Source organism: Pseudomonas kielensis, assembly GCF_014236655.1.
In the GTDB taxonomy this organism is placed as follows: Bacteria; Pseudomonadota; Gammaproteobacteria; order Pseudomonadales; family Pseudomonadaceae; genus Aquipseudomonas; species Aquipseudomonas kielensis.
In genome coordinates this window covers 20,721-46,032 of record NZ_JACMYG010000024.1, presented here as the reverse complement: position 1 = coordinate 46,032, position 25,312 = coordinate 20,721, and the positions used below count along the sequence as shown (strand labels likewise).

The window sequence follows — 25,312 nt, the reverse complement described above, 5'->3', positions numbered from 1 at the left end:
TGATTCCTACCCGTTTGACCTTCCCCCGCAGCGCCAGCGCTGCGGGCGGATCACTGCACCCTGTCGATCAATAACAATAAGAGCAAAACGATGAAACAGACTCTCGCCACAACCGCTTCGCTGTTGTCCCTGACGCTCGCCTCGGGTTTTTCCGACCGTGCGCTGGCCGCCGACAATGGCTTTGTAAAAGACACCACTGCGACCTTGCAGGCCCGCAATTATTATTTCAGCCGCGACTTCTCGGACATCGTCGGCGCCAATCAGCAGTCCAAGGCCGAGGAGTGGGCCCAGGGTTTCATTTTCAACCTCAAGTCTGGCTACACCCCGGGCACCCTCGGGGTGGGCGTGGACGTCATTGGCCAGTTGGGCCTCAAGCTCGACAGCAGCCCGGACCGGGTCAACACCGGCCTGCTGCCGGTGCAGGACGATGGCCGCGCGGCCGATGACTACAGTCGCCTGGGGGCGGCGCTGAAAGTGCGCTACTCGAAAACCGAGCTCAAGGTCGGCGAGCTGCAACCCAACTTGCCGGTGCTGGCCTTCAGCGACATCCGCTTGCTGCCGCCCACCTACCAGGGGGTGAGCATCAGCTCCAGCGAGTTCAATGGCCTGACCGTGCAGGGCGGTCACCTGAACTCCACCAGCCTGCGCAACGAGTCCGGAGATGAAAAGATGCAGGCCATGCTCGGTCATGTGCCGCAGCGCCAGGTCAGCAGCGACGGCTTCAACTTTGCCGGGGCCGACTACGGGTTCAATGACAAGCGCAGCTCGCTCAGTGCCTGGTACGGGCAACTGGAAGATATCTACAACCAGCGCTTTCTCGGGCTCAAACACAGTGAGCCGCTGGGGGACTGGACCCTGGGCGCGAACCTGGGCTACTACGACTCACGGCAAGACGGCAAAAAGCTGCTGGGCAACATCGACAACCAGGCGTTCTTCTCCCTGCTGTCGGCCAAGCGTGGCGGCCACACCTTCTACCTGGGTTATCAGGGCATGTTTGGTGACAGTGCCTTCCCGCGCGTCTTTGCCAATATCTCGCCATTGGGCAACGAGGTGCCCACCTACGAGTTTGCCTACACCGATGAACGGTCCTGGCAGGTACGTTACGACTACGACTTTGCGGCGCTCGGTGTACCGGGGCTGACCAGTACCGTGCGTTACATCACCGGCAATAATGTCGACACCGGCAAGGGCTATGAAGGCAAGGATCGCGAGCGCGACCTGGACCTGGGCTATGTGCTGCAGAGCGGCAGCCTCAAGGGCCTGGGGATTCGAGTGCGTAATGTGATGGCGCGGTCCAACTACCGCAGTGACATTGACGAAAACCGCCTGATCCTCAGCTACACCTGGAGCCTGTTATGAGCCGCTGCAGTCGCCCATGACCTGATAAGACACCCGGTGTGTCTGGCCCTGGTGGTCGACATAGACCATGCTCGCCGGCACTACGCCACAGCCGCCGGCGGTGTCGGAGACCGAAACCACCTTGGCGATATCCAGCGGCTGCGCCGGGTCGTAGGGAGTGGCAGGCGGTTCATTACCGGCGGCCAGGGCCGAGGTGGCGACCAGGGCCAGCAACAGGCTGATCAGGCTTTTCATCGTGCGGTACTCCGTGTGGATCTCGATGCCTGAAGTTTAGTCTTCGCCGGCCGCTGAAAAAGGGGGTAAAACCGGATGCAGTCTTGCAGCAGATGTAACAGTCACCGCTCTCGGAGGGCCTGTGGCAGTGCGCCAGGGGGCATCCGGGCGGTGTAGACTGATGGCCTGTTCGGTTTCGCCAAGGAGTCTGACGTGAAGGTCTGCGTAACAGGGTGGATGGAGGTCCCGGCATGATCGGTGCCGAACTGCTGTCACCGTTCACCCTCACCGTGGGGTGGTTGCTTTACGTGCCGGTGTTGCTCTGGGCGATAGCGCGCGCGCCCTGGGTCGAACTGTTCAGCGACAGCCGGCGCCAGCACCTGCTGTTCGGCACGGTGTTCGCGTTGTTCCTGCTCTGGCTGGTGCGGCGTGACTTCGACACCGGCGTGTCCTATCACTTCATCGGCATGACCGCCGTCACCCTGCTGCTGGACTGGCCCCTGGCGATCGTCGGCGGGCTGGTCGCCCAGATCGGCCTGGTGCTGCTGGGGCGCCAGGACCTTGCGGCGATGGGAGTCAACGGTGCCTTGCTGATCCTGCTGCCGGTACTGGTCACCGAAGGCTGCGCCCTGCTGGTGGAGCGCGCGCAACCGCGTAATCCGTTTGTGTATATCTTTTGCTCGGGTTTTTTTGCCGCCGCCTTGTCGGCGCTGCTCTGCCTGTTGCTGGCGTTGGGCGTGCTGTGGTTCGACGAGCGTTTTGCGCTGCCGGAATGGCTTGAGGATTTTGTCGGCTACCTGTGGCTGATCATCTTTCCCGAAGCCTTTATCAACGGCATGGTGATCAGCGCCCTGGTGGTGTTCTGCCCCGAGTGGCTGGAGACCTTCAACCGCACCCGTTACCTGTCGGCGCCGTGGAAAGACGAAGACAAGTCTTGATCTTTATCAACAGGCTGGCGAACAGACGCACCTATGCTCCGAAAAATCCTCAGGAGCAGCGGCATGAGCGTTTACCAGTGGGCGAGGCAAGAGTTGCGCGACAGTCTGGCATCGGCGGAGGCAGCCGGTTTTGAACCGGGGTTGAGCCTGCGCGCCTTGCTCAGCGCGGTGGTCGAGGAGAGCAAGGCGGTGCGCAGTGTCGAGGACCTGGCCGATGAGCTGCAGTTCCTGGCCGAGAACCTCGATGACAGTGCCGACTACAGCTTCATGCGGCCTTAGTGGCGCGGTTCGAAATCTTCACTGAACAGATCGTCTTCGGCGTCCGGGCTGACCGGGATTTTGTGTTCTTCCGAGGCCCAGGCGCCGAGGTCGATGAGTTTGCAGCGGTCCGAGCAAAACGGCCGGAAGGTGCTGCTGGCGCTCCATTCCACGGGGGCGCCGCAGGTTGGGCAGGTGACGACAGGGGGTTGGCTCATGACTGGCCTCCACGCAAAGTTAGGTAAAAGTGATGCAGGCGTTCGACTTCGCTGTGCAGCCAGGCGAGGTCGCGGTCATTGACCACCACATCGTCGGCATGGCGCAGGCGCTCCTGACGGCTGGACTGCGCCTTGAGGATCGCCTGGACCTGCTGTTCGCTGGTCTGGTCGCGCTGCAGGGTGCGTTCGATCTGGAGGTGTTCGGGGGCATCGATCACCAGCACCCGCTGGGTCATGGCGAACTGTCCGGACTCGATCAGCAAGGGTGACACCAGGATCGCGTAGGGGGATTTGGCCCGCGCCAGGTGCGCGGCGATTTCCTCGGCGATCAATGGATGCAGGAGCTTTTCCAGCCAGCGGCGCTCCTCGGGGATTTCGAAGATCAGCTTGCGCAGTGCCGCCCGGTCCAGTTGGCCATCTGCCTGCAAAACGCCGTCACCGAAGTGCTCGGCTATCTGCGCCAGCGCCGGGCGACCGGGCTCGACCACCCAGCGCGCGGCATGATCGGCATCCACCGCATGGATACCGAGGTCGATGAAATGCTGGGCCGCCGCGCTTTTGCCGCTACCGATGCCACCGGTGAGGCCGAGAATCCAGGGTTGTTCCACAGGGGTATTCATTGCAAACCGACAAACTGCCAATAGAAGTCGGTTATTTGACCACCCCAGAGCAAGGCAATCCAGCCGGCAATTGCCAGATAGGGACCGAAGGGGATCGGCGTCGAGGTTTTCGCCCGTTTCCAGCGCAGCCAGAGCAGCCCGCTGACGGCCCCCACCAGCGAGGCCAGCAGGATCGTCAGCGGCAGGATCTGCCAGCCGCCCCAGGCCCCCAGCATCGCCAGGAGCTTGAAGTCGCCATGGCCGATGCCTTCCTTGCCGGTGATCAACCTGAACAGCCAATACACCGTCCACAAGCTCAGGTAGCCGGCCACGGCGCCCCACACGGCGTCCTGCAGTGGCACGAACAGCTCGAACGCGTTGACGATCACCCCCAGCCACAGCAGCGGCATGACCAGTACGTCGGGCAGCAACTGATGGTCGGCGTCGATCAGGCACAGGGCCAACAGGCCCCAGCTCAACACCAGCAGCCCCGCGGTCTGCCAGCCAAAGCCCAGGTGCCAGGCGATGAACCCGCAGAGCAGCGCGCAACTGAGCTCGACCAGCGGGTAACGGGCACTGATGGGGGTTTTGCAACGTGCGCACCGTCCACGCAGTATCAGGTAGCTGAGCAGTGGAATGTTCTCCCAGGCACGCAGAGGATGGCGGCAGTGGGGGCAATGGGAGTGGGGCAGCATCAGGTTGTAGGTGGGGCCGGGGGGCTCGGCGGGTAGTTCGAGGATGTCCCGGGCCTGCTGGCGCCAATCCCGTGCCAGCATCTTTGGCAGGCGCCAGACCAGGACGTTGAGAAAGCTGCCGACCACCAGCCCCAGCCCGAGGGCCAGGACCACGAAGGCCGTCGGGTAGCTGGTGAGAAATTCACTCAAGGGCATGTTCAGATCGCCGTACCAAGTTGGAAAATGGGCAGGTACATGGCAACCACCAGCCCGCCGACGATTACGCCAAGTACCCCCATGATAAGAGGTTCCAGCAGACTGGTCAGGTGATCGACCAGGGACTCGACTTCGCCTTCATAGTAGCCCGCGACGTTGCCGAGCATTTCGTCCAGCGCCCCGGATTCTTCGCCAATCGCGGTCATCTGGATCGCCAGGTTGGGAAATACCCCACTGTTGCGCATCGCCACATGCAACTGCATGCCGGTACACACCTCCTGGCGAATCATCAGCACCGCCTGTTTGAACAGCCGGTTGCCGGTGGCTCCGGCCACCGAATCCAAGGCTTCCAGCAGCGGCACCCCGGCGGCGAAGGTGGTCGATAACGTCCGGGCATAACGAGCGACCGCCGACTTTCGCAGCAGGGGGCCGACAATTGGCAGATCCAGCCAGCGAGTCTGCAGCCAGTCGCGAAACCTCGAGGAGCGGCGTTGGGCCTGGTGCACGCCCAGCGCAGCAGCGAGCAGCCCACCCAGCAGCAGCCACCCGCTGTGCCGCAGGTATTCGGCGAGCCCGATCACGCTGCGGGTCAGTGCGGGAAGTTCGGCGCCAAAACCGTGGAACATCACTTCGAACTGCGGCACCACCTTGAGTAACAGGATGGCGCTGACGATCACGGCCACCAGGAGCACCGCCAGCGGGTAGGTCATGGCTTTGCGCATCCGCGCCTTGAGTCGTTGACTTTTTTCCCGGTCGCTCGCCACCCGCTCCAGCAAGGTGTCGAGGGCGCCTGCCTGTTCGCCGGCGTCAATCAGGTTGCAGTAGAGCTCGTCGAAGTGTTGCGGCTTTTTGCGCAAGGCACTGGTCAGGCTGCTGCCGGCCATCACGTCCTGTTTCAAGCCCTCCAGCAGGCAACGCATACGTGGGTTATCGAAGCCTTCGGCGATGATGTCGAAGGCCTGCAGCAACGGCACCCCGGCCTTGAGCAGGGTCGCCATTTGCCGGGTGAAGAGCGCGATATCCTGGGCCGTGACCCGCTGGCCTGCGCGGAACAGGGGGGCGAACTTTTTCCGTACCTTGCCCGGGATGATGCCGCGTTGGCGCAACCGGGCCTTGATCTGGGCCGGATTCTGCGCGCTCGATTCACCGGACATTTTGCGGCCTGTTCTATCGGTGCCTTGCCAGGCGTACAGGCTGACCTTTGTTGCTTTGAACGGCATGTCTCGATCCTTGATGACCTATCGGCTGCTTGCGCTGCAAGCCTAGCCAAGGGCGGACGTTGTGCGGGCGCGCTGCAGTGACAAATAGTGTCAGTTAGTGCGGTTTTGCAACGCCTTGGATGGGGGGAACCCGGCTTCGCTGCCCGGTCTGCAAGGGCTGACGGACTTGGCATGGGCTGTGCGTTATCCGCTGCCGAGCATGAGCGTTCGCCTCATGCAAAAAGGGAGTTGCAGCCATGAAGGGACAAAGGGGATTTAGCCTGATCGAACTGCTGATCGTGGTGGCGATCATTGGCATTCTGGTCACGGTGGCATTGCCGCTGTATTCCAAATATCAGGCGCGGGCCAAGGTCACGGCCGGACTGGCCGAGATCTCGGCGCTCAGGGTGTCATTCGAAGACGTCATCAATCAGGGGGCCGATCCGACCCTGGAACGACTCGGCGCCAGCGCGACCACCAGCCATTGCACGATCTCGGCGGCGGGCAAGGGCGCTTCCGGGTTAGGCAACCTCGGCTGCACCCTGGTCAACGCGCCAGGCCCGGTGCTCAACCGCACCCTCACCCTGTCGCGTTCCGAAGCGGGCAGCTGGAGTTGCGCGACCACGGTAGCCGCGGACTATTCGCCCAAGGGCTGTACCACCAGTGAGGGCTGATTCCGGCAACTTGCATGTCGAGAATCTCCGGGTCATGCAAATTGCATGATTCCGGTTTTTTGGTGTTTTTATAAGTTGTTGATTATTAAGGATTTATTGCGTTTCCAAAAGTTGGCACAGTGTTCGCACTATTACCGGTAACCCTGCTGAGAAGGCAAACAGCAGACTTTCTGGAAAAACAGGAGTTACCCGTATGAAGAAGTTCGCTATCGCTACCGCAACTGCTACCGCTCTGACCCTGACACTGGCCAACGCAGCGTTTGCGCAGACCACCCAAAACACCCAGTCGCCAATGGTGCTGGCTGCCGGTGAAGTGACCGAGGCGAAGGAAGCGACTTCCGACACCTGGATCACCACCAAAGTGAAGGCTGACCTGGTCACTGAGAAAGGCATTCCGGGTACCGATATCAAAGTAGAAACCAACAAAGGTGTGGTATCGCTGTCTTCCACCACTGCGGTAACCGAGTCGCAGAAAGAAACCGCGGTGAGAATCGCGAAAAACATCAAGGGCGTTCAGGCGGTATCGGCTGACGGCCTGAAAGCCGAGTAAGGCGCAGGCTTCTCGCCTGGACTGGGAGAAGGAGCGGCAGGTGAGCGCAGTCATGCACCTGCCGCGACTCTAGTGTTCATGCGACCGACCACAGGGATGTGGTCTCCACAGGCCCCGACATTCGTGTCGGGGCCTGTTTTATTGGGCGGCGATAAAGTGGCGCGAGCCTTGGCTACTCGGCGTCCAGGTGCAACGGCGTGATGACCCTGCCATCACTTTCGGCCTGGCCCAGGCTGGCGTCGATGAAGTACACCCGGTCATCGGCCAGTTGGCCCTTGTCCACCAGGTAGTCCTTGATGCTGCTGGCGCGGTCCTGGCCCAGTTGACGCAACAGCACATCGCTGCCCGCCCAGAACTTGATGACCCCTTCACGCATTTTTGCGGCGCGCTCTTCCTTGCCCAGGTCCTTCCATTGCGCCGGCGGTTGGGTTTTCAGGCGAGTGCGGTAGATACCTTCGAGCAACGGGGTTTTTTCCCCTTCCGGGACTTCCAGCAACGAAGCCTGGGCCGGTACCTTGTCGCCGCGACGCTGGAGAATCTTGTAGTAGTTGTACTGGTATTCGCGCTCCAGGCGCTGCTCGGCAATCAACGGGCCGTCGCTGCTTTGCGCGGCGGTGCCTTCGATTTCCAGGCGCAGGGCCGGACGCTCCTTGAGGGCACCGGCCAGTTTGATCAGTGCGCCTTCGGCGTCCTTGCTCAACTCACTGGAGCCCGGTGCGAAGGACACGGTGCCCAGGTCTTCGGAACCGCCGCCGGCGACCAACCCGCCGATCAGTTTGAATGGCGCAGCCGCCGCTTTTACGATCAGGTTGCGCAGGGTTTGCCAGACAATCGGCATCACACTGAACTGGGGGTTGTTGAGGTCACCAGTGACCGGCAGTTCGATGGAAATCTTGCCGTCGACGTCCTTGAGCAAGGCCACGGCCAGTTTCAGCGGCAGGCTGACGGCATCCGGGCTGTCGACTTTCTCGCCCAGCTCCAGTTGCTCGACCACCACCTTGTTATCCGCCTTGAGCTGACCCTTGGTGATCCGGTAGTGCAGGTCGAGATTGAGGCGGCCTTTGCGGATCCGGTAGCCGGCGAATTTGCCGGAGTAGGGGGTCAGGGTCGTCAGTTCGACTCGTTTGAAGCTGGTGGCGATATCCAGTGCCGCCATCGGGTCGAACGGATTGACGCTGCCCTTGATGGTCACCGGGGCGTAACGGTCGACTTTGCCTTTGACATCGACCGAGGCCGGCTTGGCCTGGCGGCTGTCGATGGTGCCGATCTGGCCATTGAGTTGCTGGATCGCGGTGGCGAAGTTGGGTGTCAGGCTGAAGTCGGCAAAGTTCGCCGAACCGTCGTTGATCGCAATGCCGCCGATGTGAATGCCCAGCGGCTTGTCCTGGCTGGCAGCAGGTCTGCCCGCCGTGGTTTTCGCCGTGCTGTCGGCCGGTTGCGGGATCAGCAGGTCGTCGATGTTGGTGGTCCGATCATCGTTGATCATGAACCGCACGTAGGGCTGCTGCAGGTTGATTCGATCGATCGACAGGCTGTCGCCGTGCTGATAGTTCAGCCCTTCGACCATGACCTTCTGCCACTTGAGGAAGTCACGGGATTTGAGGGTGTCGAGGGTGTGCAACTGGTCGACCTGGGCCTTGCCGGTGACGTTGAAGGCCAGGGGCTCGGTGCTCTTGAGGTTGACAGCCAGGTCGCTGCCGAGCATCCCGGAGCGCAGCTCCAGCAGAATGAACGGGTTGATGTAGGACTGGGCGACCCGCAGGTCGATGTCCCGGGTCTGTACCTTGAGCCGGGCGCTGACCGGGGCCAGGTTGACTTCGCCATCGGCCATCAGCTTGCCTTGCTTGCCCACGCCGGTATCGAGCTTGAGGGTAAAGGGCGAGCCATTGAGGCTGTCGAAATTTTTCAGGTCCAGGTTCAGCGGACCGACCTCAAGCGCCACCGCCGGTTTGACTTGGCGATCGGCCAGGTGCACCTGGTAGTTGCGCAGCTCGACATCCTTGAGCAGCACCTGCCAGGGTTTGCTCGGCGCAGCGGGCTCGGCTTTAGGTGAGTCGGCCGCGGCCGGCGCATTCACCGCTTGCGGCTTGACCGCCGGCTTGGCGGGCTGGCTGGCGAACAGCTTCTGCCAGTCGAGTTGGCCATCCGCTTCGCGGGCGGCCCAGGTTTCCAGTTTCTGGCTGCGGATCTTGCCGACAATCACTTGTTGTTTGGCCAGGTCGATGCTGGTTTCGCTGATGTCCAGGCGCTCGAGACGGGCCAGCGGCCGGCCATCCGGGGCCTTGATGGCAAAGGGGGCGATGCTGGCCGAGGTGTTGCTCAGCAGCAGTTCGGTTTCCTTGGACAGGTTGAGCTTGTAGTCGGTGCTGAGGCTGACCGTGCCCTCTTCAAGCACCAGTGGCAGGGCGTCGCGCACATAGGGCCAAAAGGCTTTCATCTTGCCGTCGGTGATTTTCAGGCTGCCTTCGGACGCGATGGGCACCAGGCTGATCTTGCCGCTCCAGTCGATCTGGCCGCCGGCCGGACCGATCGCCACCAGGGTCATGTCGGCATTGTCTTCCGGCAGGGTGCTCAGGTGCTTGAGCTCGAAATCCAGTTTGTCGTAGAGGAACTCGATGGGTTCGCTGGGCCGCAGGTCCTGGAAATGGATGTAGCCACGGGCCAGGTCGATACGGTCGATGCGCAGCGGGAAGGGCTTGGCCTCGGGGTCGGCCGGCGTCGGTTCACTGGCGGGCAACTTGAACAGCTGGGTGAGGTTCAGGGTGCCGTCCTTGCTGAACAGCACCGAGGTTTTTGGCTTGTCCAGTTGCACATCGGCCAGGTGCAGGGCGCGGGTCCAGAGACTGTCGATCTGCAGGTCGGCGTACAGACGTTCGAAGCCGACCTGCTCCTTGCCTGGCTCACCGATGTTCAGGCCCCACAAGGTCAGCTCCAGGCTGAAGGGGTTGAACTCGATGCGCTGGATACTGGCCGGCACCGCTGCGTAATGGGCCAATTGTTGATTGGCGATCCGCAAGGCGACACCCGGCAGAATCAGAAAGCCCAGCAAGCTATAGAGGGCCAGAGCAGTCAACAAGGCGCCGATGGCGCGAATCAATCCTTTGGGCATGTGTGGCTTCATCTGTCTGAATCGGAGTGCCTTGGAGTATGGCACGCGATTCTGGTTCCGAAGCAATGACCTCGATCAGGATTATTCAGATTCCGGCGCCGCGACTCAGAGCTGCAGAATCAGGGTTTTGAGCGGTGGTTGCTGATCCATCGAGGGGAAATCGGCGGCCGGCGGCAGCACCGTGCATTCGCGCACCGGGCGCCCGGCTTTTTCCGCGCACCGCAGCACCTGCTCACGCCAGTCGTCCATGCTGACTTTCGCCAGGTTGTTGCAGCAGATCAGTACGCCATTGTCCGCGGTGCTGAGCAGCGCCGGTTTCAGCAGGCTCTGGTAGTCGCGTAGCAGGTCTACGGTGCCGAACGCGCTTTTCGCCCAGGCCGGTGGGTCGAGCAGTACCAGGTCGTATTGGCGTTGTTCCAGGCGCGGGTAGCTGGGCAGCTTTTGTCCACGGCGCTGGCTGATTGGCAGGCCGGCCAATTGACGGATCGCCGGGAAGTAATCGGACTGGACGAACTGCATGCCCGGCAACTGTGGGTTGAGCTGACCGTTCTCCCGGCCGACCGCCAGGTTGCCCTCGGCGAAATCCAGGTTGCACACTTCGCGCGCGCCACCGGCGGCGGCACTCAGGCCGACTCCACAGGTGTAGGCGAACAGGTTCAGCACACTCTTGCCCTGGCTATGTTGCTTGACCCAGCCACGGGCATTGCGCAGGTCGAGAAACAGCAGCGGGTCCTGCCCGGCGTGGCGCCCGCGCACACGGTAGTTCAGGCCCCACTCGTGGCCGACCATGTCTGCCAGCGCGGCCTCGTCGGCGCGGTACACGGTGTCTTCACGGTCGATGCGCGAATTGCCCCGGGAGCGGTCGTTGTAGACCAGCAGGGTGTCGAGGCCCAGCTGTTGATTGACCGTGGCGTGCAACGCCAGCAGGGCGTCGCGCTCCAGCGCCTGGTGAAAACTCTGCACCAGCAACTGCGGGCCGTAACGGTCGACGGTCAGGCCACCGGCACCTTCCTGGCTGCCATGGAACAGGCGATAGCAGTCGGTGCCTTGCTGGTGGAGCTCGGCGAGCAAGTCTTGGCGATGATCGAGGGCGGCGCGCAGCGCCTGATTCAAGGAAGACATGCGTAGCGCCTTGCAGGGGGAATTGGGCGCGAGAGTTTAACAGCTATGGGGCTTCTCTGGAGGGGTGAGCACGTTTGCGCCCGGACCTACAACAGCCCCATACGTCGCTTGGCGCGCTGCACCGAGCCATTACGCACCGCCCAGCGCAGCATCGGCGCACTGCGGTTGATGCTGGCGCGGATCAGTTGCCGTTGCAGCGGGCTCTGGCTGACGTCGAGCATGGCGCTGGCCCAGTCCGGCAACAGGTCGATCCCGGCCTGCATCATCAGCCCGCCAAAGGGTTTGGCGAGACGACTGGGGGCGGGCGCGTTCAACAGCAGGCGCAACACTTCCCGACTGCGTTCGTCGCACAGCAGTTGTGGACGGATCCGTTCCAGGTAATCGGCGACTTGCTGGCGCGAGCGCGGCACCTCACGGGCGCCCAAGCGTTCGGCGATCAGCGCGATCTCGGCGTAATAACGGTCCTGGTCGGCGCCTGAAAGGTGCGGATTGCGGTAGCGCAGGTGAGCGGCGAGGAAGTTGCTGACTTCGGCCACGTGCACCCAGGTCAGCAGGTCCGGGTCGCTGGCGGCGTAGGCGCGGCCATCGGGGGCGGTGCCGACCACTTGCAGGTGGATGGTGCGCACTTTTTCGATCAGCCATTCGGCGTCCTGCCGTGAGCCGAAGGTGGTGCCGGAGATGAACTGCCCGGTGCGACGCAGGCGCCCGAGCATGTCCTGGCGAAAGTTCGAATGGTCCCAGACGCCGGCCAGCGCCAGCGGGTGCAAGGCCTGCAGCATCAAGGCACTGATGCCGCCGATGAGCATGCTGCTGAAGTCACCGTGGACCTGCCAGCTCACCGAGTCGGGGCCGAACAGGCCGGGATCGCCCTTGGGGTTCTCCAGGTCGAGCTTGCCCAGGGACAGTCCGCTCAGGCTCATGATCTGGGTTTCAATGCGGGTACGAATGAATTCCATGACAACTCGTTGGCGACAGCAGAAAAAGGCTGCGGCCCACAGGCCGCAGCGGATTCATTGGTTCAGGCGCTTGTCGATCAGCCCCGCGACCACACTCGGGTCAGCCAGGGTCGAGGTGTCACCGAGGCTGTCGAGCTCATTGCAGGCGATCTTGCGCAAGATGCGGCGCATGATCTTGCCTGAGCGGGTTTTCGGCAAGGCCGGCGCCCACTGGATCAGGTCCGGCTTGGCGAAGCTGCCGATCTCCTTGCTGACATGGGCCAGCAATTGTTGTTTCAGGGCCGCGTCGGGTTCGATGCCGTTCATCGGGGTGACGAAGGCGTAGATGCCCTGGCCTTTGACGTCGTGGGGGTAACCGACCACCGCCGCCTCGGCGATGCTGTCGTGCAGCACCAGGGCGCTTTCGACTTCGGCGGTGCCGATGCGGTGCCCGGAAACGTTGATCACGTCGTCGATGCGCCCGGTGATCCAGTAGTCGCCGTCTTCGTCGCGCCGGGCGCCGTCACCGGTGAAGTAGTAGCCGGGGTAGGGCTTGAAGTAGGTATCGACCATTCGCTGCGGGTCGCCGTAGACGCTGCGGATCTGTGCCGGCCAGCTGGATTTGAGCGCCAGCACGCCACTGCCGGGGCCGGTGATTTCCTGGCCTTGCTCATCGAGCAGCACCGGCTGTACGCCGAACATCGGTTGTGTGGCGCAGCCCGGCTTGATCCGTTGTGCGCTGACCAGGGGGCTGAGCATGATGCCGCCGGTTTCGGTCTGCCACCAGGTGTCGACGATTGGGCAGCGTTGTTCGCCGACTGCATTGAAATACCATTCCCAGGCTTCCGGGTTGATCGGCTCGCCGACGCTGCCCAGCAGGCGCAGGCTGCTGCGCGAGCTGTCCTGCAAGGGACCGGCGCCTTCACGCATCAGGGCCCGCAATGCGGTAGGGGCGGTGTAGAAGATATTGACCTGGTGCTTGTCGATGACGTGCCAGAAGCGCGAGCTGTTGGGGTAGTTGGGCACGCCTTCGAAGATCAGGGTGGTGGCGCCGTTGGCCAGCGGGCCATAGACGATGTAGCTGTGGCCGGTGACCCAGCCGACGTCGGCGGTGCACCAGAACACTTCGCCGTCGCGGTAGTCGAGCACGTACTTGAAGGTCATCGCCGCTTGCAGCAGATAACCACCGGTGGTGTGCAGCACGCCCTTGGGTTTGCCGGTGCTGCCAGAGGTGTAGAGGATGAACAGTGGGTCCTCGGCGTCCATCGGCTGGGGCGCGCACTGCTCGCTGGCACCGCCGACGGCCTGGTGATACCAGAGGTCGCGGCCCTCGTGCCAATTGACCTGGCCCTGGGTGCGTTGGACCACGATCACCGTACTGACCGCCGGGCAACTGAGCAGGGCCTGGTCGACGTTGTGTTTGAGTGGCACGTTTTTGCCGCCGCGCACGCCTTCGTTGGCGGTGATCACCGTGCGGCAGTCGGCATCGAGGATGCGGTCGCGCAGCGAGTCCGGGGAAAAACCGCCGAATACCACCGAATGTACGGCACCGATGCGCGAACAGGCGAGCATCGCATAGGCGGCTTCAGGGATCATCGGCATGTAGATGCACACCCGGTCGCCTTTTTTCACGCCACGGCTTTTCAGTACGTTGGCCAGGCGGCAGACGTGCTGATGCAGTTGCTGATAGGTAATCTGTTGCGAGTCGGCGGGGTTGTCGCCTTCCCAGATGATCGCGGTCTGTTGACTGCGTGTGGCCAGGTGACGGTCGATGCAGTTGTAGCTGACGTTGAGCTGGCCGCCGGCGAACCATTGGGCCTGGCCAGTCTTGATGTCCGAGTGCTGGACGCTCTGCCAGGGGTGGGACCAGTCGAGAAACTGCCTGGCCTGTTCGGCCCAGAAGGTATCGGGATGATCGATGGACTGGCGATACAGGCGTTGATAGTCGTCCTGACTCAATTGCCCAGCCCGGCGGACGGCATCGGCTTTGGGGAACGTGCTGATATCGAACATGACGGTTCCTTATTCTTGTCTTGGCCACAAGAGATAAAGATGCGCCGAGTGATCAGTGGGTTCAAGTCATGGGCTAAAACGACTGTGGGAGCGAACAGACGGAGGACCGCCCGACTCGCTCCCACAGGGTTAGCCGTGTGGCTTCAGATCAACCGCGGTGACGCCCGCGGAAGTAGTTGATCAAGCCCTGGGTCGAGGCATCGTCGGCAGGGGCTTCTTCGCTGCCCACCAGACGGTTGTAGACGCCTTTGCCCAGTTCCTTGCCCAGCTCCACGCCCCATTGGTCGAATGCGTTGATGCCCCAGATCACGCTCTGCACGAAGACCTTGTGCTCGTACATCGCTACCAGTGCGCCGAGGCGCCGTGGGCTGATGCGCTCGACCACCAGGGTGTTGCTCGGACGGTTGCCCGGGATCACCTTGTGCGGTGCGAGTTTCTCGATCTGCTCTTCGCTCATGCCCTTGTCACGCAGCTCGGCTTGCGCTTCGGCCAGGGTCTTGCCCAGCATCAGCGCCTGGCTTTGCGACAGGCAGTTGGCGTACAGCCACTGATGGTGATCCGCTACCGGGTTGAAGCTGACGATCGGCACAATGAAGTCGGCCGGGATCAATTGGGTGCCCTGGTGCAGCAACTGGTGGTAGGCGTGCTGTCCGTTGCACCCCACGCCGCCCCAGATCACCGGGCCGGTATCGGTGGACACGGGCGTGCCGTCCTGGCGCACGCTCTTGCCGTTGGATTCCATGTCCAGTTGTTGCAGGTGCTTGGTGATGTTGCGCAGGTAGTGGTCGTACGGCAGGATCGCGTGGCTCTGTGCGCCCCAGAAGTTGCCGTACCACACGCCCAGCAGGGCCAGGAGCACCGGCATGTTCTGCTCGAACGGCGCGCTCTGGAAGTGCTGGTCCATGGTGTAGGCACCGGACAGCAGTTCCTTGAAGTTGGACATGCCGATCGCCAGGGCAATCGGCAGGCCGATGGCCGACCACAGCGAATAACGACCGCCAACCCAGTCCCACATCGGGAAAATGTTTTCTTCGCGAATACCGAAAGCCACGGCGGCGGCGTTGTTGCTCGAGACCGCGATGAAGTGGCGATACAGCTCGGCTTCCGAGCCACCCTGGGCCAGATACCAGGCGCGAGCGGCCTGGGCGTTTTTCAGGGTTTCCAGGGTGTTGAAGGATTTCGACGAAACGATGAACAGCGTGGTTTCGGCGCGCAGCTTCAGGGCCAACTCGTGGAACTCACTGCCGTCGATGTTCGCCAGGTAGTGGCAGCGTACGCCTTTCTGTGCGTAGGACAGCAGGGCCTCGGAGACCAGCTCCGGGCCGAGGAACGAGCCGCCGATACCGATGTTCACCACGTCGGTGATCGGTTTTTCGGTGTAGCCGCGCCACAGGCCGTCATGGATACGCCCGACCATGTCGGTGATCTGGTTCAGTACCTTGTGCACTTCCGGCATCACGTTGACGCCGTTGACCGACAGCTTGTCGCCCACCGGACGGCGCAGGGCGGTGTGCAGCGCCGGACGGCCTTCGGAGGCGTTGACGATTTCGCCGCTGAACAAGGCCTTGATGGCGTCCTGCAGGCCGGCTTCGTTCGCCAGGTCCACCAGCAGGTTGCGGGTTTGCTCGTTGATCAGGTTTTTCGAATAGTCGAGGAACAGCCCACAGCTGCTCAGGGTGAACTGGGTGAAACGCTGCGGGTCGGCATTGAACGCTTCACGCATGCTGAAATCCTGCATGGCTTGGCGGTGATCATTCAGCGCCTGCCAGGCTGGCAGAGCGGTAACGTCTTGAGGGTTGCGGTAGTACGCCATCGCTGCGGGTTTCCTTTTACTTGAACTGCCTTTAGGACACTGAAAAGCCCGGAACATCCTGCCGGGCGGCAGATATTATCCGGTAATACGACGAAGACACGATTAAAAAACGCAGGCCGATAACAGTAAACCTTGAGGGGGGCATCTGTCTTGGCTTTGTGGTGGGCGCGAGCTTGCTCGCGATGAGGCCGTCAGATTCTACAGCTCATTGACTGACATGCCGTCATCGCGAGCAAGCTCGCTCCTGCAGGGGGGGGCGTGCGGGGTTCAGGCGGGTGTATCGAGGTTCAGGTGCAGGTTGTCGATCAGGCGGGTGGTGCCGAGGAAGGCTGCCACCAGGATCACCAGGTCGCGATCTTCGGGGGTCGCCGGGCGCAGGCTCTGCGCGTGGCGAATCTCCAGGTAGTCAGGACGCAAGCCAGCCGCTTCGAGCTGCTGGATCTGTGCCTGCAGCAACGCCGGGTAATCGCGTCGCCCCTGCACGATGGCATCGGCAATGTTCTTCAGGGTGCGATACACCACGGGGGCCACGGCCCGTTGTTGCTCATCGAGGAAGCCATTGCGCGACGACAGGGCCAGGCCATCGGCGGCGCGAACGGTGGGCTCGCCAATGATCTGGATCGGCATGTTCAGGTCGTGCACCAGCGCGCGGATCACCGCCAGTTGCTGGAAGTCTTTCTGGCCGAACACGGCGAGGTCCGGCTGGACCATGTTGAACAGCTTGCTGACCACCGTCGCCACGCCGTCGAAATGCCCGGGACGGCTGGCGCCGCACAAGCCTTCTGCCAGGTTCGGGACACTGACGCGGGTCTGACTGGCCATGCCGTCGGGGTACATTTGCTCGACGGTCGGCGCGAACAGCAGGTGGCAACCGGCTTGCAGCAGTTGCTCCTGATCGGCGGCCAGGGTCCGCGGGTACTTGTCCAGGTCTTCGCCCGCGCCGAACTGCAACGGGTTGACGAAAATACTCGCGACCACGAAATCCACCCGCTGGGCGGCCTTGGTGATCAGGGCCATGTGGCCGCTGTGCAGGTTGCCCATGGTCGGGACGAAGCCGATGCGCTTGCCTTCGCTGCGCGCGCGGGCAACCGCGGCCCGCAGTTCACGTACGGTCTTGACGGTGTTCATGCAGAAAATCCGTGTTCAGCGCCCGGGAAGGTCACGGCTTTGACTTGCGTGACGTAAGCGCTGAGGGCTGCGTGGATGCTCTCCTGGCCGGCCATGAAGTTCTTCACGAACTTGGGCGCACGGCCGGTGAGCGACAGGCCGAGCATGTCATGCAGGACCAGCACCTGGCCGTCGGTTCCGCTGCCGGCACCGATACCGATTACCGGGATCTTCACCGCCTGGGAGATTTCCAGGGCCAGTTCGCTCGGCACACATTCGAGCAACAGCATCGAGGCACCGGCCTGTTCCAGGGCAATGGCGTCGGCACGCATCTGCCGCGCCTGGTTCTCGTTGCGACCCTGGACCTTATAGCCGCCCAGGATGTTCACCGCCTGTGGAGTCAGTCCCATGTGCGCGCACACCGGAACCCCACGCTCGGCCAGCAAGCGAATCGAATCGGCCAGCCACAGTGCACCTTCGACCTTGACCATGTGTGCGCCGGCCTGCATCAGCTGGGCGCTGTTGATCATGGTTTGCTCGATCGTGGCGTTGGCCATGAACGGCAGGTCGGCGAGGATCAGCGCATCGGTGTTGCCGCGCTTGACGCAGGCCACGTGGTACGCCATCTCGGCCGTCGTGACGGGCAGGGTGCTGTCATGGCCTTGCAACACCATGCCAAGGGAGTCGCCCACCAGTAACACTTCTACACCGGCCTCATTGCAGGCGTGGGCAAACGTGGCGTCGTAGCAGGTCAGCATGGTGATTTTTTCACCTTTCTGCTTGAGGGACTGCAGGGTGGTGAGAGTAATAGCTGGCATGAAAAGGATCCTCGTTCAGGCGCTTGGGAAACTACTGCGAGTAACGCGCGTGATTCTTCATGGACTCAGGCGCACGGTCTTTTGTCGTGCTTGAAAAGCCTGGATTGCGCCCTTGGTGCCGGGTTGGCGGCAGCGGGACGCCTATAGTCGTGATGAGAACTCGGGAAGTCAATTGGATGTGTTACCGCCTGGGTGTTACCGGCGTTACTGATGCGATTCAGCAGAGAGCGGAGTTCTCTGTAGGATTAATCGCCAGTGGCCAGGCGATCCAGGCCGACAAATGGGCAAGCCGCCAGCAGGTCGCTCAAGCGCCGGCCGTCCGCCAGTTCCAACTGGGCGGGCGCCAGTTCGGCCAGGGGGTAGAGCACAAAGGCCCGTTCCTGCATCTGGTAGTGGGGGACTTTGAGGCGAGGCTCGTCAATGAGGCGGTCACCGAACAGCAGGATGTCCAGGTCGAGGGTACGCGGGCCCCAGCGCTCAAGGCGTTCGCGGCCCTGCTGGTTTTCGATGGCTTGCAGCGCATCGAGCAGCTCCAGAGGCGTGAGGGCACTCTCCAGCGCCGCCACGGCGTTGGTGTAGCGGGGCTGGCCCGGCAGCAGGGAGTCGCTTTGATAGAAGGCCGAGACGCCAGTCAGCTGGGTCTTGGGTAACTGCGTCAACGCCTGTACAGCGTTGCGCAGTTGCTCTTGTGGGGCCGCGAGGTTGCTGCCCATGCCGATGTAGATACGTTCCATCGACTTACTCGCCTGAGGCGCTCGTGCTGTCCGCGGAACGTTTGCGCTTGGCGCCACCGGTACGGCGACGTTTGCGTGGGGCGGCGCCGGTCCCTTCATCCTTGCCGCTGAGGTCACGGATCATGTCACGGCGTTCGCTGTCGTTGGCGTCCTGATAGTCCGTCCACCACTCGCCCAGGCCGTTGGTCTGTTCGCCAGCGCTTTCGCGCAGCAGCAGGAAGTCGTAGCCGGCACGGAAGCGCGGGTTGTCCAGCAGCAGGTCGGCGCGTTTGCCACTGCGACGGGGCAGGCGTTCCTGCATGTCCCAGATCTCGCGGATCGGCATGGTGAACCGTTTAGGAATGGCAATCCGCTGGCACTGCTCGGCGATCAGTTCGTGCGCGGCTTCCTGCATGGCCGGGATCGGCGGCATGCCACGGTCTTGCAAGCGCAGGACCCGGGCGGGCAGCGCGGGCCACAGCAGGGCGGCGAACAGGAAGGCCGGGGTCACCGGCTTGTTCTGCTTGATCCGCAGGTCGGTGTTGATCAGCGCTTCACTGATCAGGGTGTGGGTGTAGGTCGGGTTGTGCTCCAGTGCATCGGCGCTGGCCGGGAACAATGGATCGAACAATTGCAGGTCGACCAGCATTTCAAAGGTGTCAGCCGCGTGCCCCGAGAGGAATAGCTTCAACACTTCTTCGAACAGGCGTGCCGACGGGATTTCCCGCAGCATGGGGGCCAGGTCGCGGATCGGCGCAGCCGTGTGCTTCTCGATACCGAAGTTCAGCTTGGCGGCAAACCGCACCGCACGCAGCATGCGTACCGGGTCTTCCTGGTAGCGCTGGGTCGGGTCGCCGATCAGGCGGATCAGGTGGTTGCGAATGTCGTGTACGCCGTTGGCGTAGTCGAGGATGCGTTCACTGACCGGATCGTAGTACAGGGCGTTGATGGTGAAGTCGCGGCGTTGCGCGTCTTCTTCCAGGGTGCCGTAGACGTTGTCGCGCAGAATGCGCCCGCTTTCGTTGCGCGAGGACTGGTTGCTGTCTTCCTCTTCGTCGTTTTGCGGGTGATTGGCGCGGAAGGTCGCCACTTCAATGATTTCACGGCCAAAGTGGATGTGCACCAACTTGAAGCGACGGCCAATGATGCGCGCGTTACGAAACTCGGCGCGAACCTGTTCCGGCGTGGCGCTGGTGGCGACGTCGAAATCCTTGGGGGTGATGCCGAGCAACATGTCACGCACACAGCCACCGACCAGGTAAGCCTGGTAACCGGCGTTCTGCAGGCGCTCGACGATATTCACTGCGTAACGGCTGAATTGGCCCTTTTGCAGCGAATGTTGGCCGCTGTTGAGCACTTCAGGCGTGCTGCGAATGTGTTGCGTATGACGCTTGGGAGAACGGAATGACTGGAACAGCTTCTTCAGCATGGGATGCACTGTTTGAAGGAATGTTCGGCCATAACCAAGAATGACCGCATGATGGGCCGGGATTCTAGCATTTAGTCGAGGGATGGTGTAGGAAGCTGCGCGGTTCTCTGTGGCAGCTGTCGAGCCGTGGGAAGCAGCGTTCGCCGGCGAAGCCGTCGTGAAGGCGGGAACTGCGCAGTCTCAGGCGGCTAAACGCCAGAAACTACAAGGGGAGCCGAAGCTCCCCAAGAAGTAGTTGCATGCTCTATTTTTATTATGGATTTCGGGCTTCTTGTTTTTGTGTCGCGCCCACGTCATGAGGTTTTCCCTGCATGACCCTCCCAATCGGGAGCCAAGAGCAAACGGATTGCTTTGATCGCTGTGCTGCAATGATCTATCGATCCAACCAGTTCAGGCTCTGCCTTAGGGCAGTTTTTGTTGTTCTCGGCCTGGTTGTGGGGCAAGCCCCAAATACAACGCCTCTCCAAAAGAATCAGTTAGCTACGCCTCTCGCCGTCTTGTTTTTATTGTGCGTGAGTCGATTCGTCTTATTTTTATTGTCTTGTGCATTGCTTGTTATTGTTCTTGTACCAAACATATAGCAGAAGCCGTGCCAACTTTTGCGATCCCCAGTAAAACAAGGGGTTAGCCCGGTAGAGGGCTTTCTTCGAGGCGAAAAAAAGCCGGGGCTTCGTTACCTTAAGCCCCGGCTTTTGTTACGAAAAAAGCTGCGGTAACAGTTTTTTCACATTTTCAGCTGTTACCTGCACAGTCGACAGGTAACGTTCAGCCCTCGCTGGTGACCCCGGTCTTGCGCCGCGGGATGCCCAGGCGCTGGCGGCGTTCCCACAGGCATTTGCGGCTGACCCCGAGTTTGCGGGCCAGTTCGGTTTCCGTCATGTGGTCCTGGTGTTCGAGGACGAAGTGCTGGAAGTAATCTTCCAGGGACAGGTCTTCGGTCGGTTCGTGGCTGGCATTGCTGGTGCTGCCCTGATGCGGTGCCAGGCCAATGAATTCGTCCTCTTCCAGGTCACTGAGCTCGATGTCGATGCCCAGCAACTCGGCAGAGATTTCCGGGCTCTCGCACAGGATCACCGCACGCTCGACGGCGTTTTCCAGTTCGCGCACGTTGCCTGGCCAGCTGTAATGACGAATCGCCTGCTCGGCGTCAGGGGCGAACTTCAGGTCGGTACGGTTGACCCGCGCACTCTGCCTGGCAAGGAAGGCATTGGCGATTTCGTTGACGTCGGCACCGCGTTCGCGCAACGCCGGTAGTTTCAGGGCGATCACGTGCAGGCGGTAAAACAGGTCTTCACGGAACTGGCCGATTTTCGCCAGGCTCTTGAGGTCGCGGTGAGTGGCCGCGATCAGGCGCACGTCGACTTTTTGCGATTGCACCGAGCCAACACGGCGGATCTCGCCTTCCTGCAGCACGCGCAGCAAGCGTGCCTGGGCCTCGAGTGGCAGCTCGCCGATCTCGTCGAGGAACAGGGTCCCGCCGTCCGCCGCTTCCACCAGGCCGGCACGCCCGGCGCTGGCGCCGGTAAAGGCGCCTTTCTCGTGGCCGAACAATTCGGACTCGATCAGGCTTTCCGGAATGGCCGCGCAGTTCACCGAGATCATCGGCGCCTTGGCGCGCTTGGACAGGTTGTGCAGGGCGCGGGCCACCAACTCCTTGCCGGTCCCGGACTCACCCTGGATCAGCACATTGGAATCGGTTGGCGCCACTTTACGGATCTTGCCGTAGAGGTCCTGCATCGGTGGGCAGGAGCCGATGATGCCGATCTCGCCGTTGCTGTTGTCCACCCCTGGCTTGTCACTGCCATTGGCGACCTTGCCGGCCGGTCGCTCACTGGGGTTGCTCTGTGCCGTCTGTCGGTCGCGCAGGATCCGTGCGACGGCCTGGAGCATTTCGTCGTGATCGAAAGGCTTGGCGATGTAGTCCACCGCGCCCATCTTCATCGAGTCCACTGCCGAGCGCAGGCTGGCGTAGCTGGTCATGATCAGCACCGGCGTGCCTTGGCCGAGCTTGATCAGTTCAGTCCCCGGAGCGCCGGGCAGGCGCAGGTCGCTGACAATCAGGTCGAACGTGGGGATGCTGAAGCGTTCTTGTGCTTCCTGCACGGAACCGGCTTCGCTGACCTGGTACTGGTTGCGTTCCAGCAGGCGGCGCAAGGCGGAGCGGATAATGGTTTCGTCTTCGACGATCAAAATGTGCGGCATTGATTCGATTCTCTCGACGGTCTCAGTTCACAGCGGACGTCGCTTCGACATGACGCGGTAAGGTCACCCGAATACGGGTGCCGCGCTGGCTTTGGATGTCAGCCGGGCTGTCGATGGTGATTTGTCCATAATGCTCTTCAACGATGGAATAGACCAGTGCAAGGCCCAGACCGGTGCCTTCGCCAGGATCCTTGGTGGTAAAGAAAGGTTCGAACAAGCGGTCCTTGATGTTCGCGGGGATGCCACTGCCTTCGTCTTCCACGATCAGATCGACCGTGTGTTCGCTGGCTTCGCTTTTTACCCGCACCGCACTGCCGGCCGGTGTTGCATCGCGGGCGTTGGATAGCAGGTTGATCAGGACCTGGGCGAGCCGCTGCGGGTCACCCACGACCCAGTGGTCGGGATCGCACAGGTTGAAGAACTGCACTTCGAAGTTGCGTCGGTTCAGTGCCAGCAGGCCAATGGCGTCCTGCGCCACCTCGGCCAGGCACACCGGTTCGTCGTTGTGCTGGTGGCTGCCGGCGTGGGCGAAGCTCATCAGCGACTGTACGATGCGTGACACCCGTTTGGTCTGCTCGAGAATCTGCCCGCTGATTTCTGTCAGCTCGCCATCCTCTTCCCGCTCTTCGCGCAGGTTCTGCGCCAGGCAGGCGATGCCGGTGATCGGGTTGCCAATTTCATGGGCCACGCCGGCCGCCAGGCGACCGATGCTCGCCAGGCGTTCGGAGTGCACCAGCTTGTCTTCGAGCATCTGGGTTTCGGTCAGGTCCTCGACCAGCAACACCAGGCCACTGTTGCCCGGCGCCAGCGGTTCGTCGATGGCCGCCTTGTGCAGGTTCAACCAGCGGGTCTGGCCATCGAGGGCCAGGTGCTGTTTGTGCAAGTGTTCGTCGGGCAGGTTGATGAAACCTTGCAGCAGTTCCTTCCACGGCTCACCCAGGGTACTCAGGCGTGAACCCACCACGCGCTGCGCGGCGATGCCGGTCAGCTCTTCCATGGCTTTGTTCCACATGAGGATTTCCTGGTCCTTGGCCAGCGAGCAGACGCCCATCGGCAATTCTTGCAGGGTCTGGCGGTGATAGCGGCGCAGGGCGTCGAGTTCGGCGGCAAGGCCGGTGAGGCGCGAGTGGTAGTCCTCGAGCCGGCTTTCGATGAAGTGAATGTCTTCGGTGACATAGTTTTCGCCGCCGGCCTTGTAAGGCAGGAAGGTCTCGACCATGTCTTGTGCCACGCTGGGGCCCATCAGGCCGGAGAGGTTGGCTTCGATGCGGTCGCGCAGACGGCGCAAGGCATAGGGCCGACGTTCATCGAACGGCAGGTAGAGGTCGCGCAGCGCTTGCTCGACTTCCTTTTGCGCGGCCTTGGCACCCAGAGGCTTGGCCAGTTGGGTGGCGAACTCCTGGGGGGAGGCGGCATGCAGTTCGCGTCGTTGCGGACGCCGCACGTTGTCCACGGCACAGGCTTCGGCGGCGCTGGCTTCCTCGGTGCTGGCATTGGTGAACAGCGAGATCAGGGTGAACATCAGCACGTTGGCCGCCAGCGAGGCGATGGCTGCCATGTGCCAACTGGTGTCGTCGAGCACGTAGATCATGTTCAGCAGCGGGATATAGAACCCCTGCAGATTGCCCACCAGCGGCAGCAGCATGGTCACCAGCCAGACCAGGATGCCCGCCAGTAATCCGGCGATGAAGCCGCGTCGGTTGGCGGTCGGCCAGTACAGCACCGACAACACGCCCGGCAGGAACTGCAAGGTGGCGACAAAGGCCACAATGCCCAGGTTGGCCAGGTCCTGTTCGGCGCCCAGCAGCAGGTAGAAGCCATAACCGGCCATGATGATCGCGACGATCAGCGCACGGCGGGTCCATTTCAGCCAGCGGTAGATGTTGCCTTCGGCGGGCGGCTGGTACAGCGGCAGCACCAGGTGATTCAGGGCCATCCCGGACAGCGCCAGGGTGGTGACGATGATCAGGCCGCTGGCGGCGGACAGCCCGCCGACATAGGCCAGGAGGGCCAGGGCCTTGCTGTTGGCGGCGATGCCGATCCCGAGGGTGAAGTATTCCGGGTTGGTGGTGGCGCCCAGTTTCAGCCCGGCCCAGAGAATCAGTGGCACGGCCAGGCTCATCAGCAGCAGGAACAGCGGCAAACCCCAGCTGGCACTGACCAGCGAGCGCGGGTTGAGGTTTTCGGTGAAAGTCATGTGGTACATGTGCGGCATCACGATCGCCGAGGCGAAGAACACCAGCAACAGCGTGCGCCATGGACCTTCCTGCAGCGGTGTGTGCAGGGCGGCGAGGGCGGTCTGGTTCTGCAGCAGCCACAATTCAAGCTGTTGCGGGCCGTCGAACACACCGTACAGCGCGTACAGGCCAACACCACCAATGGCGATCAGTTTGATCACCGACTCAAAGGCAATGGCGAACACCAGGCCCTCGTGTTTCTCGCGGGTGGCGATGTGCCGTGAGCCGAAGAAAATCGTGAACAGGGTGATCAGCGCGCAGAAGCTCAGCGCCACGCGATGCTGCACCGGCTCGCGGGTGAGGATGCCAATGGAGTCGGCCACGGCCTGGATCTGCAGGGCCAACAACGGCAGCACGCCGATCAGCATGAAAATGGTGGTCAGCGCGCCGGCCCAGGTACTGCGAAAGCGAAAGGCAAACAGGTCGGCCAGGGACGACAATTGATAGGTGCGGGTGATCTTCAGGATCGGGTACAGCAGCACCGGTGCCAGCAAAAAGGCCCCGGAGACCCCAAGGTAACTGGACAGGAATCCATAGCCGTACTGATAGGCCAGGCCGACCGTGCCGTAGAACGCCCAGGCACTGGCGTAGACCCCAAGCGACAGGGTGTAGGTCAGCGGGTGGCGAATGATCGCCCGTGGGATCATTCCACGTTCGCTGATCCAGGCAACGCCGAACAGCACCGCCAGGTAGGCGGCGCTGATCAGGATCATCTGGGTCAGGCTAAAGCTCATCGGCATCTTTTTGGCTCTGCAGGATGAAGGTCACGACGATCAGGATCAGCCACAGCAGATACGGGCGATACCAGGCGCCAGTGGCGTCGATCCACCAGTCCATGATGGCGGGGGAGAACAGATAGATCCCCACTACCAACAGCAGGACCAAGCGATAGATGTACATCCCGGCCTCTCTTTAT

Annotated in this window: 22 protein-coding genes; 5 read left to right on the top strand and 17 right to left on the bottom strand. The window is 62.0% G+C overall.

The window, feature by feature from the left end; translation table 11 throughout:
- Positions 1-90: 90 nt before the first annotated feature.
- Positions 91-1,359: an OprD family porin gene (locus H7995_RS20260; RefSeq protein ID WP_185818773.1), complete on the top strand. Its 1,269-nt coding sequence runs from the start codon at positions 91-93 to the stop codon at positions 1,357-1,359.
- Here H7995_RS20260 and H7995_RS20255 read toward each other — a convergent pair.
- Positions 1,354-1,593 carry a DUF2790 domain-containing protein gene (locus H7995_RS20255; RefSeq protein WP_166593124.1) on the bottom strand — a complete coding sequence of 80 codons (240 nt, stop codon included), beginning with the start codon at positions 1,591-1,593 and terminating at the stop codon, positions 1,354-1,356. The two genes, H7995_RS20260 and H7995_RS20255, sit on opposite strands and share 6 nt — an antisense overlap.
- A gap of 230 nt (positions 1,594-1,823) precedes the next feature.
- On the opposite strand from H7995_RS20255, the gene H7995_RS20250 reads away from it, so the two are divergent.
- Positions 1,824-2,510, top strand: coding sequence for an energy-coupling factor ABC transporter permease (locus H7995_RS20250; RefSeq protein WP_166593125.1), 687 nt, complete (start codon positions 1,824-1,826; stop codon positions 2,508-2,510).
- Positions 2,511-2,573: 63 nt separating this feature from the next.
- Positions 2,574-2,789: a hypothetical protein gene (locus H7995_RS20245; RefSeq protein ID WP_166593126.1), complete on the top strand. Its 216-nt coding sequence runs from the start codon at positions 2,574-2,576 to the stop codon at positions 2,787-2,789.
- Here the strand turns inward: H7995_RS20245 and yacG are convergent.
- The 4 genes from yacG to H7995_RS20225 are packed head-to-tail and all read right to left on the bottom strand — an operon-like array spanning position 2,786 to position 5,695.
- Positions 2,786-2,986 (bottom strand): DNA gyrase inhibitor YacG, encoded by a 201-nt coding sequence (gene yacG, locus H7995_RS20240; protein WP_095166544.1) that lies wholly within the window; start codon positions 2,984-2,986, stop codon positions 2,786-2,788. The genes H7995_RS20245 and yacG overlap by 4 nt on opposite strands.
- Entirely contained in the window at positions 2,983-3,606 is a 624-nt protein-coding gene (gene coaE / locus H7995_RS20235) for a dephospho-CoA kinase (RefSeq protein WP_166593127.1), read from the bottom strand. The genes yacG and coaE overlap by 4 nt, the downstream gene beginning before the upstream one ends.
- Positions 3,603-4,475, bottom strand: a complete 873-nt coding sequence (locus H7995_RS20230) for a prepilin peptidase (RefSeq protein ID WP_185818772.1) — start codon at positions 4,473-4,475, stop codon at positions 3,603-3,605. The genes coaE and H7995_RS20230 overlap by 4 nt, the downstream gene beginning before the upstream one ends.
- A 2-nt stretch (positions 4,476-4,477) precedes the next feature.
- Complete coding sequence (locus H7995_RS20225) at positions 4,478-5,695, bottom strand: type II secretion system F family protein (protein ID WP_185818771.1); 1,218 nt, start codon at positions 5,693-5,695, stop codon at positions 4,478-4,480.
- A gap of 236 nt (positions 5,696-5,931) precedes the next feature.
- On the opposite strand from H7995_RS20225, the gene H7995_RS20220 reads away from it, so the two are divergent.
- Entirely contained in the window at positions 5,932-6,348 is a 417-nt protein-coding gene (locus H7995_RS20220; RefSeq protein WP_185818770.1) for a pilin, read from the top strand.
- Between the two features lie 193 nt (positions 6,349-6,541).
- Positions 6,542-6,898: a BON domain-containing protein gene (locus H7995_RS20215; RefSeq protein ID WP_182342362.1), complete on the top strand. Its 357-nt coding sequence runs from the start codon at positions 6,542-6,544 to the stop codon at positions 6,896-6,898.
- 172 nt (positions 6,899-7,070) lie between these two features.
- Here H7995_RS20215 and H7995_RS20210 read toward each other — a convergent pair whose 3' ends face one another.
- The 12 genes from H7995_RS20210 to H7995_RS20155 all read right to left on the bottom strand — a co-directional run bounded on the left by H7995_RS20210 (position 7,071) and on the right by H7995_RS20155 (position 25,296).
- Entirely contained in the window at positions 7,071-10,019 is a 2,949-nt protein-coding gene (locus H7995_RS20210; RefSeq protein ID WP_185818769.1) for a DUF748 domain-containing protein, read from the bottom strand.
- A 93-nt stretch (positions 10,020-10,112) separates the two neighbouring features.
- Positions 10,113-11,129 (bottom strand): class I SAM-dependent rRNA methyltransferase, encoded by a 1,017-nt coding sequence (locus H7995_RS20205; protein ID WP_185818768.1) that lies wholly within the window; start codon positions 11,127-11,129, stop codon positions 10,113-10,115.
- Between the two features lie 86 nt (positions 11,130-11,215).
- Complete coding sequence (locus tag H7995_RS20200) at positions 11,216-12,085, bottom strand: oxygenase MpaB family protein (RefSeq protein ID WP_166592409.1); 870 nt, start codon at positions 12,083-12,085, stop codon at positions 11,216-11,218.
- Between the two features lie 54 nt (positions 12,086-12,139).
- Positions 12,140-14,077 carry an acetate--CoA ligase gene (gene acs, locus H7995_RS20195; protein WP_166592410.1) on the bottom strand — a complete coding sequence of 646 codons (1,938 nt, stop codon included), beginning with the start codon at positions 14,075-14,077 and terminating at the stop codon, positions 12,140-12,142.
- 148 nt (positions 14,078-14,225) lie between these two features.
- Complete coding sequence (gene pgi, locus H7995_RS20190; protein WP_166592411.1) at positions 14,226-15,890, bottom strand: glucose-6-phosphate isomerase; 1,665 nt, start codon at positions 15,888-15,890, stop codon at positions 14,226-14,228.
- A gap of 267 nt (positions 15,891-16,157) precedes the next feature.
- Positions 16,158-17,018, bottom strand: coding sequence for a pantoate--beta-alanine ligase (panC, locus tag H7995_RS20185; RefSeq protein ID WP_166592412.1), 861 nt, complete (start codon positions 17,016-17,018; stop codon positions 16,158-16,160).
- Positions 17,015-17,815 carry a 3-methyl-2-oxobutanoate hydroxymethyltransferase gene (panB, locus tag H7995_RS20180; protein ID WP_166592413.1) on the bottom strand — a complete coding sequence of 267 codons (801 nt, stop codon included), beginning with the start codon at positions 17,813-17,815 and terminating at the stop codon, positions 17,015-17,017. The genes panC and panB overlap by 4 nt, the downstream gene beginning before the upstream one ends.
- A gap of 245 nt (positions 17,816-18,060) precedes the next feature.
- Positions 18,061-18,549: a 2-amino-4-hydroxy-6-hydroxymethyldihydropteridine diphosphokinase gene (gene folK / locus H7995_RS20175; protein ID WP_166592414.1), complete on the bottom strand. Its 489-nt coding sequence runs from the start codon at positions 18,547-18,549 to the stop codon at positions 18,061-18,063.
- A gap of 4 nt (positions 18,550-18,553) precedes the next feature.
- A complete protein-coding gene (locus H7995_RS20170) occupies positions 18,554-19,957 on the bottom strand; it encodes a polynucleotide adenylyltransferase PcnB (protein ID WP_166592415.1) in 1,404 nt (467 codons plus the stop codon).
- Between the two features lie 765 nt (positions 19,958-20,722).
- Positions 20,723-22,159 carry a sigma-54-dependent transcriptional regulator gene (locus H7995_RS20165; protein WP_182342353.1) on the bottom strand — a complete coding sequence of 479 codons (1,437 nt, stop codon included), beginning with the start codon at positions 22,157-22,159 and terminating at the stop codon, positions 20,723-20,725.
- Between the two features lie 22 nt (positions 22,160-22,181).
- The gene (locus H7995_RS20160) at positions 22,182-25,136 is read right to left on the bottom strand and encodes a sensor histidine kinase (protein WP_166592417.1); all 2,955 of its coding nucleotides are present in this window, start codon (positions 25,134-25,136) and stop codon (positions 22,182-22,184) included.
- The gene (locus tag H7995_RS20155; protein ID WP_003176118.1) at positions 25,120-25,296 is read right to left on the bottom strand and encodes a hypothetical protein; all 177 of its coding nucleotides are present in this window, start codon (positions 25,294-25,296) and stop codon (positions 25,120-25,122) included. Before H7995_RS20155 ends, H7995_RS20160 begins: the two co-directional genes overlap by 17 nt.
- Positions 25,297-25,312: the final 16 nt, after the last annotated feature.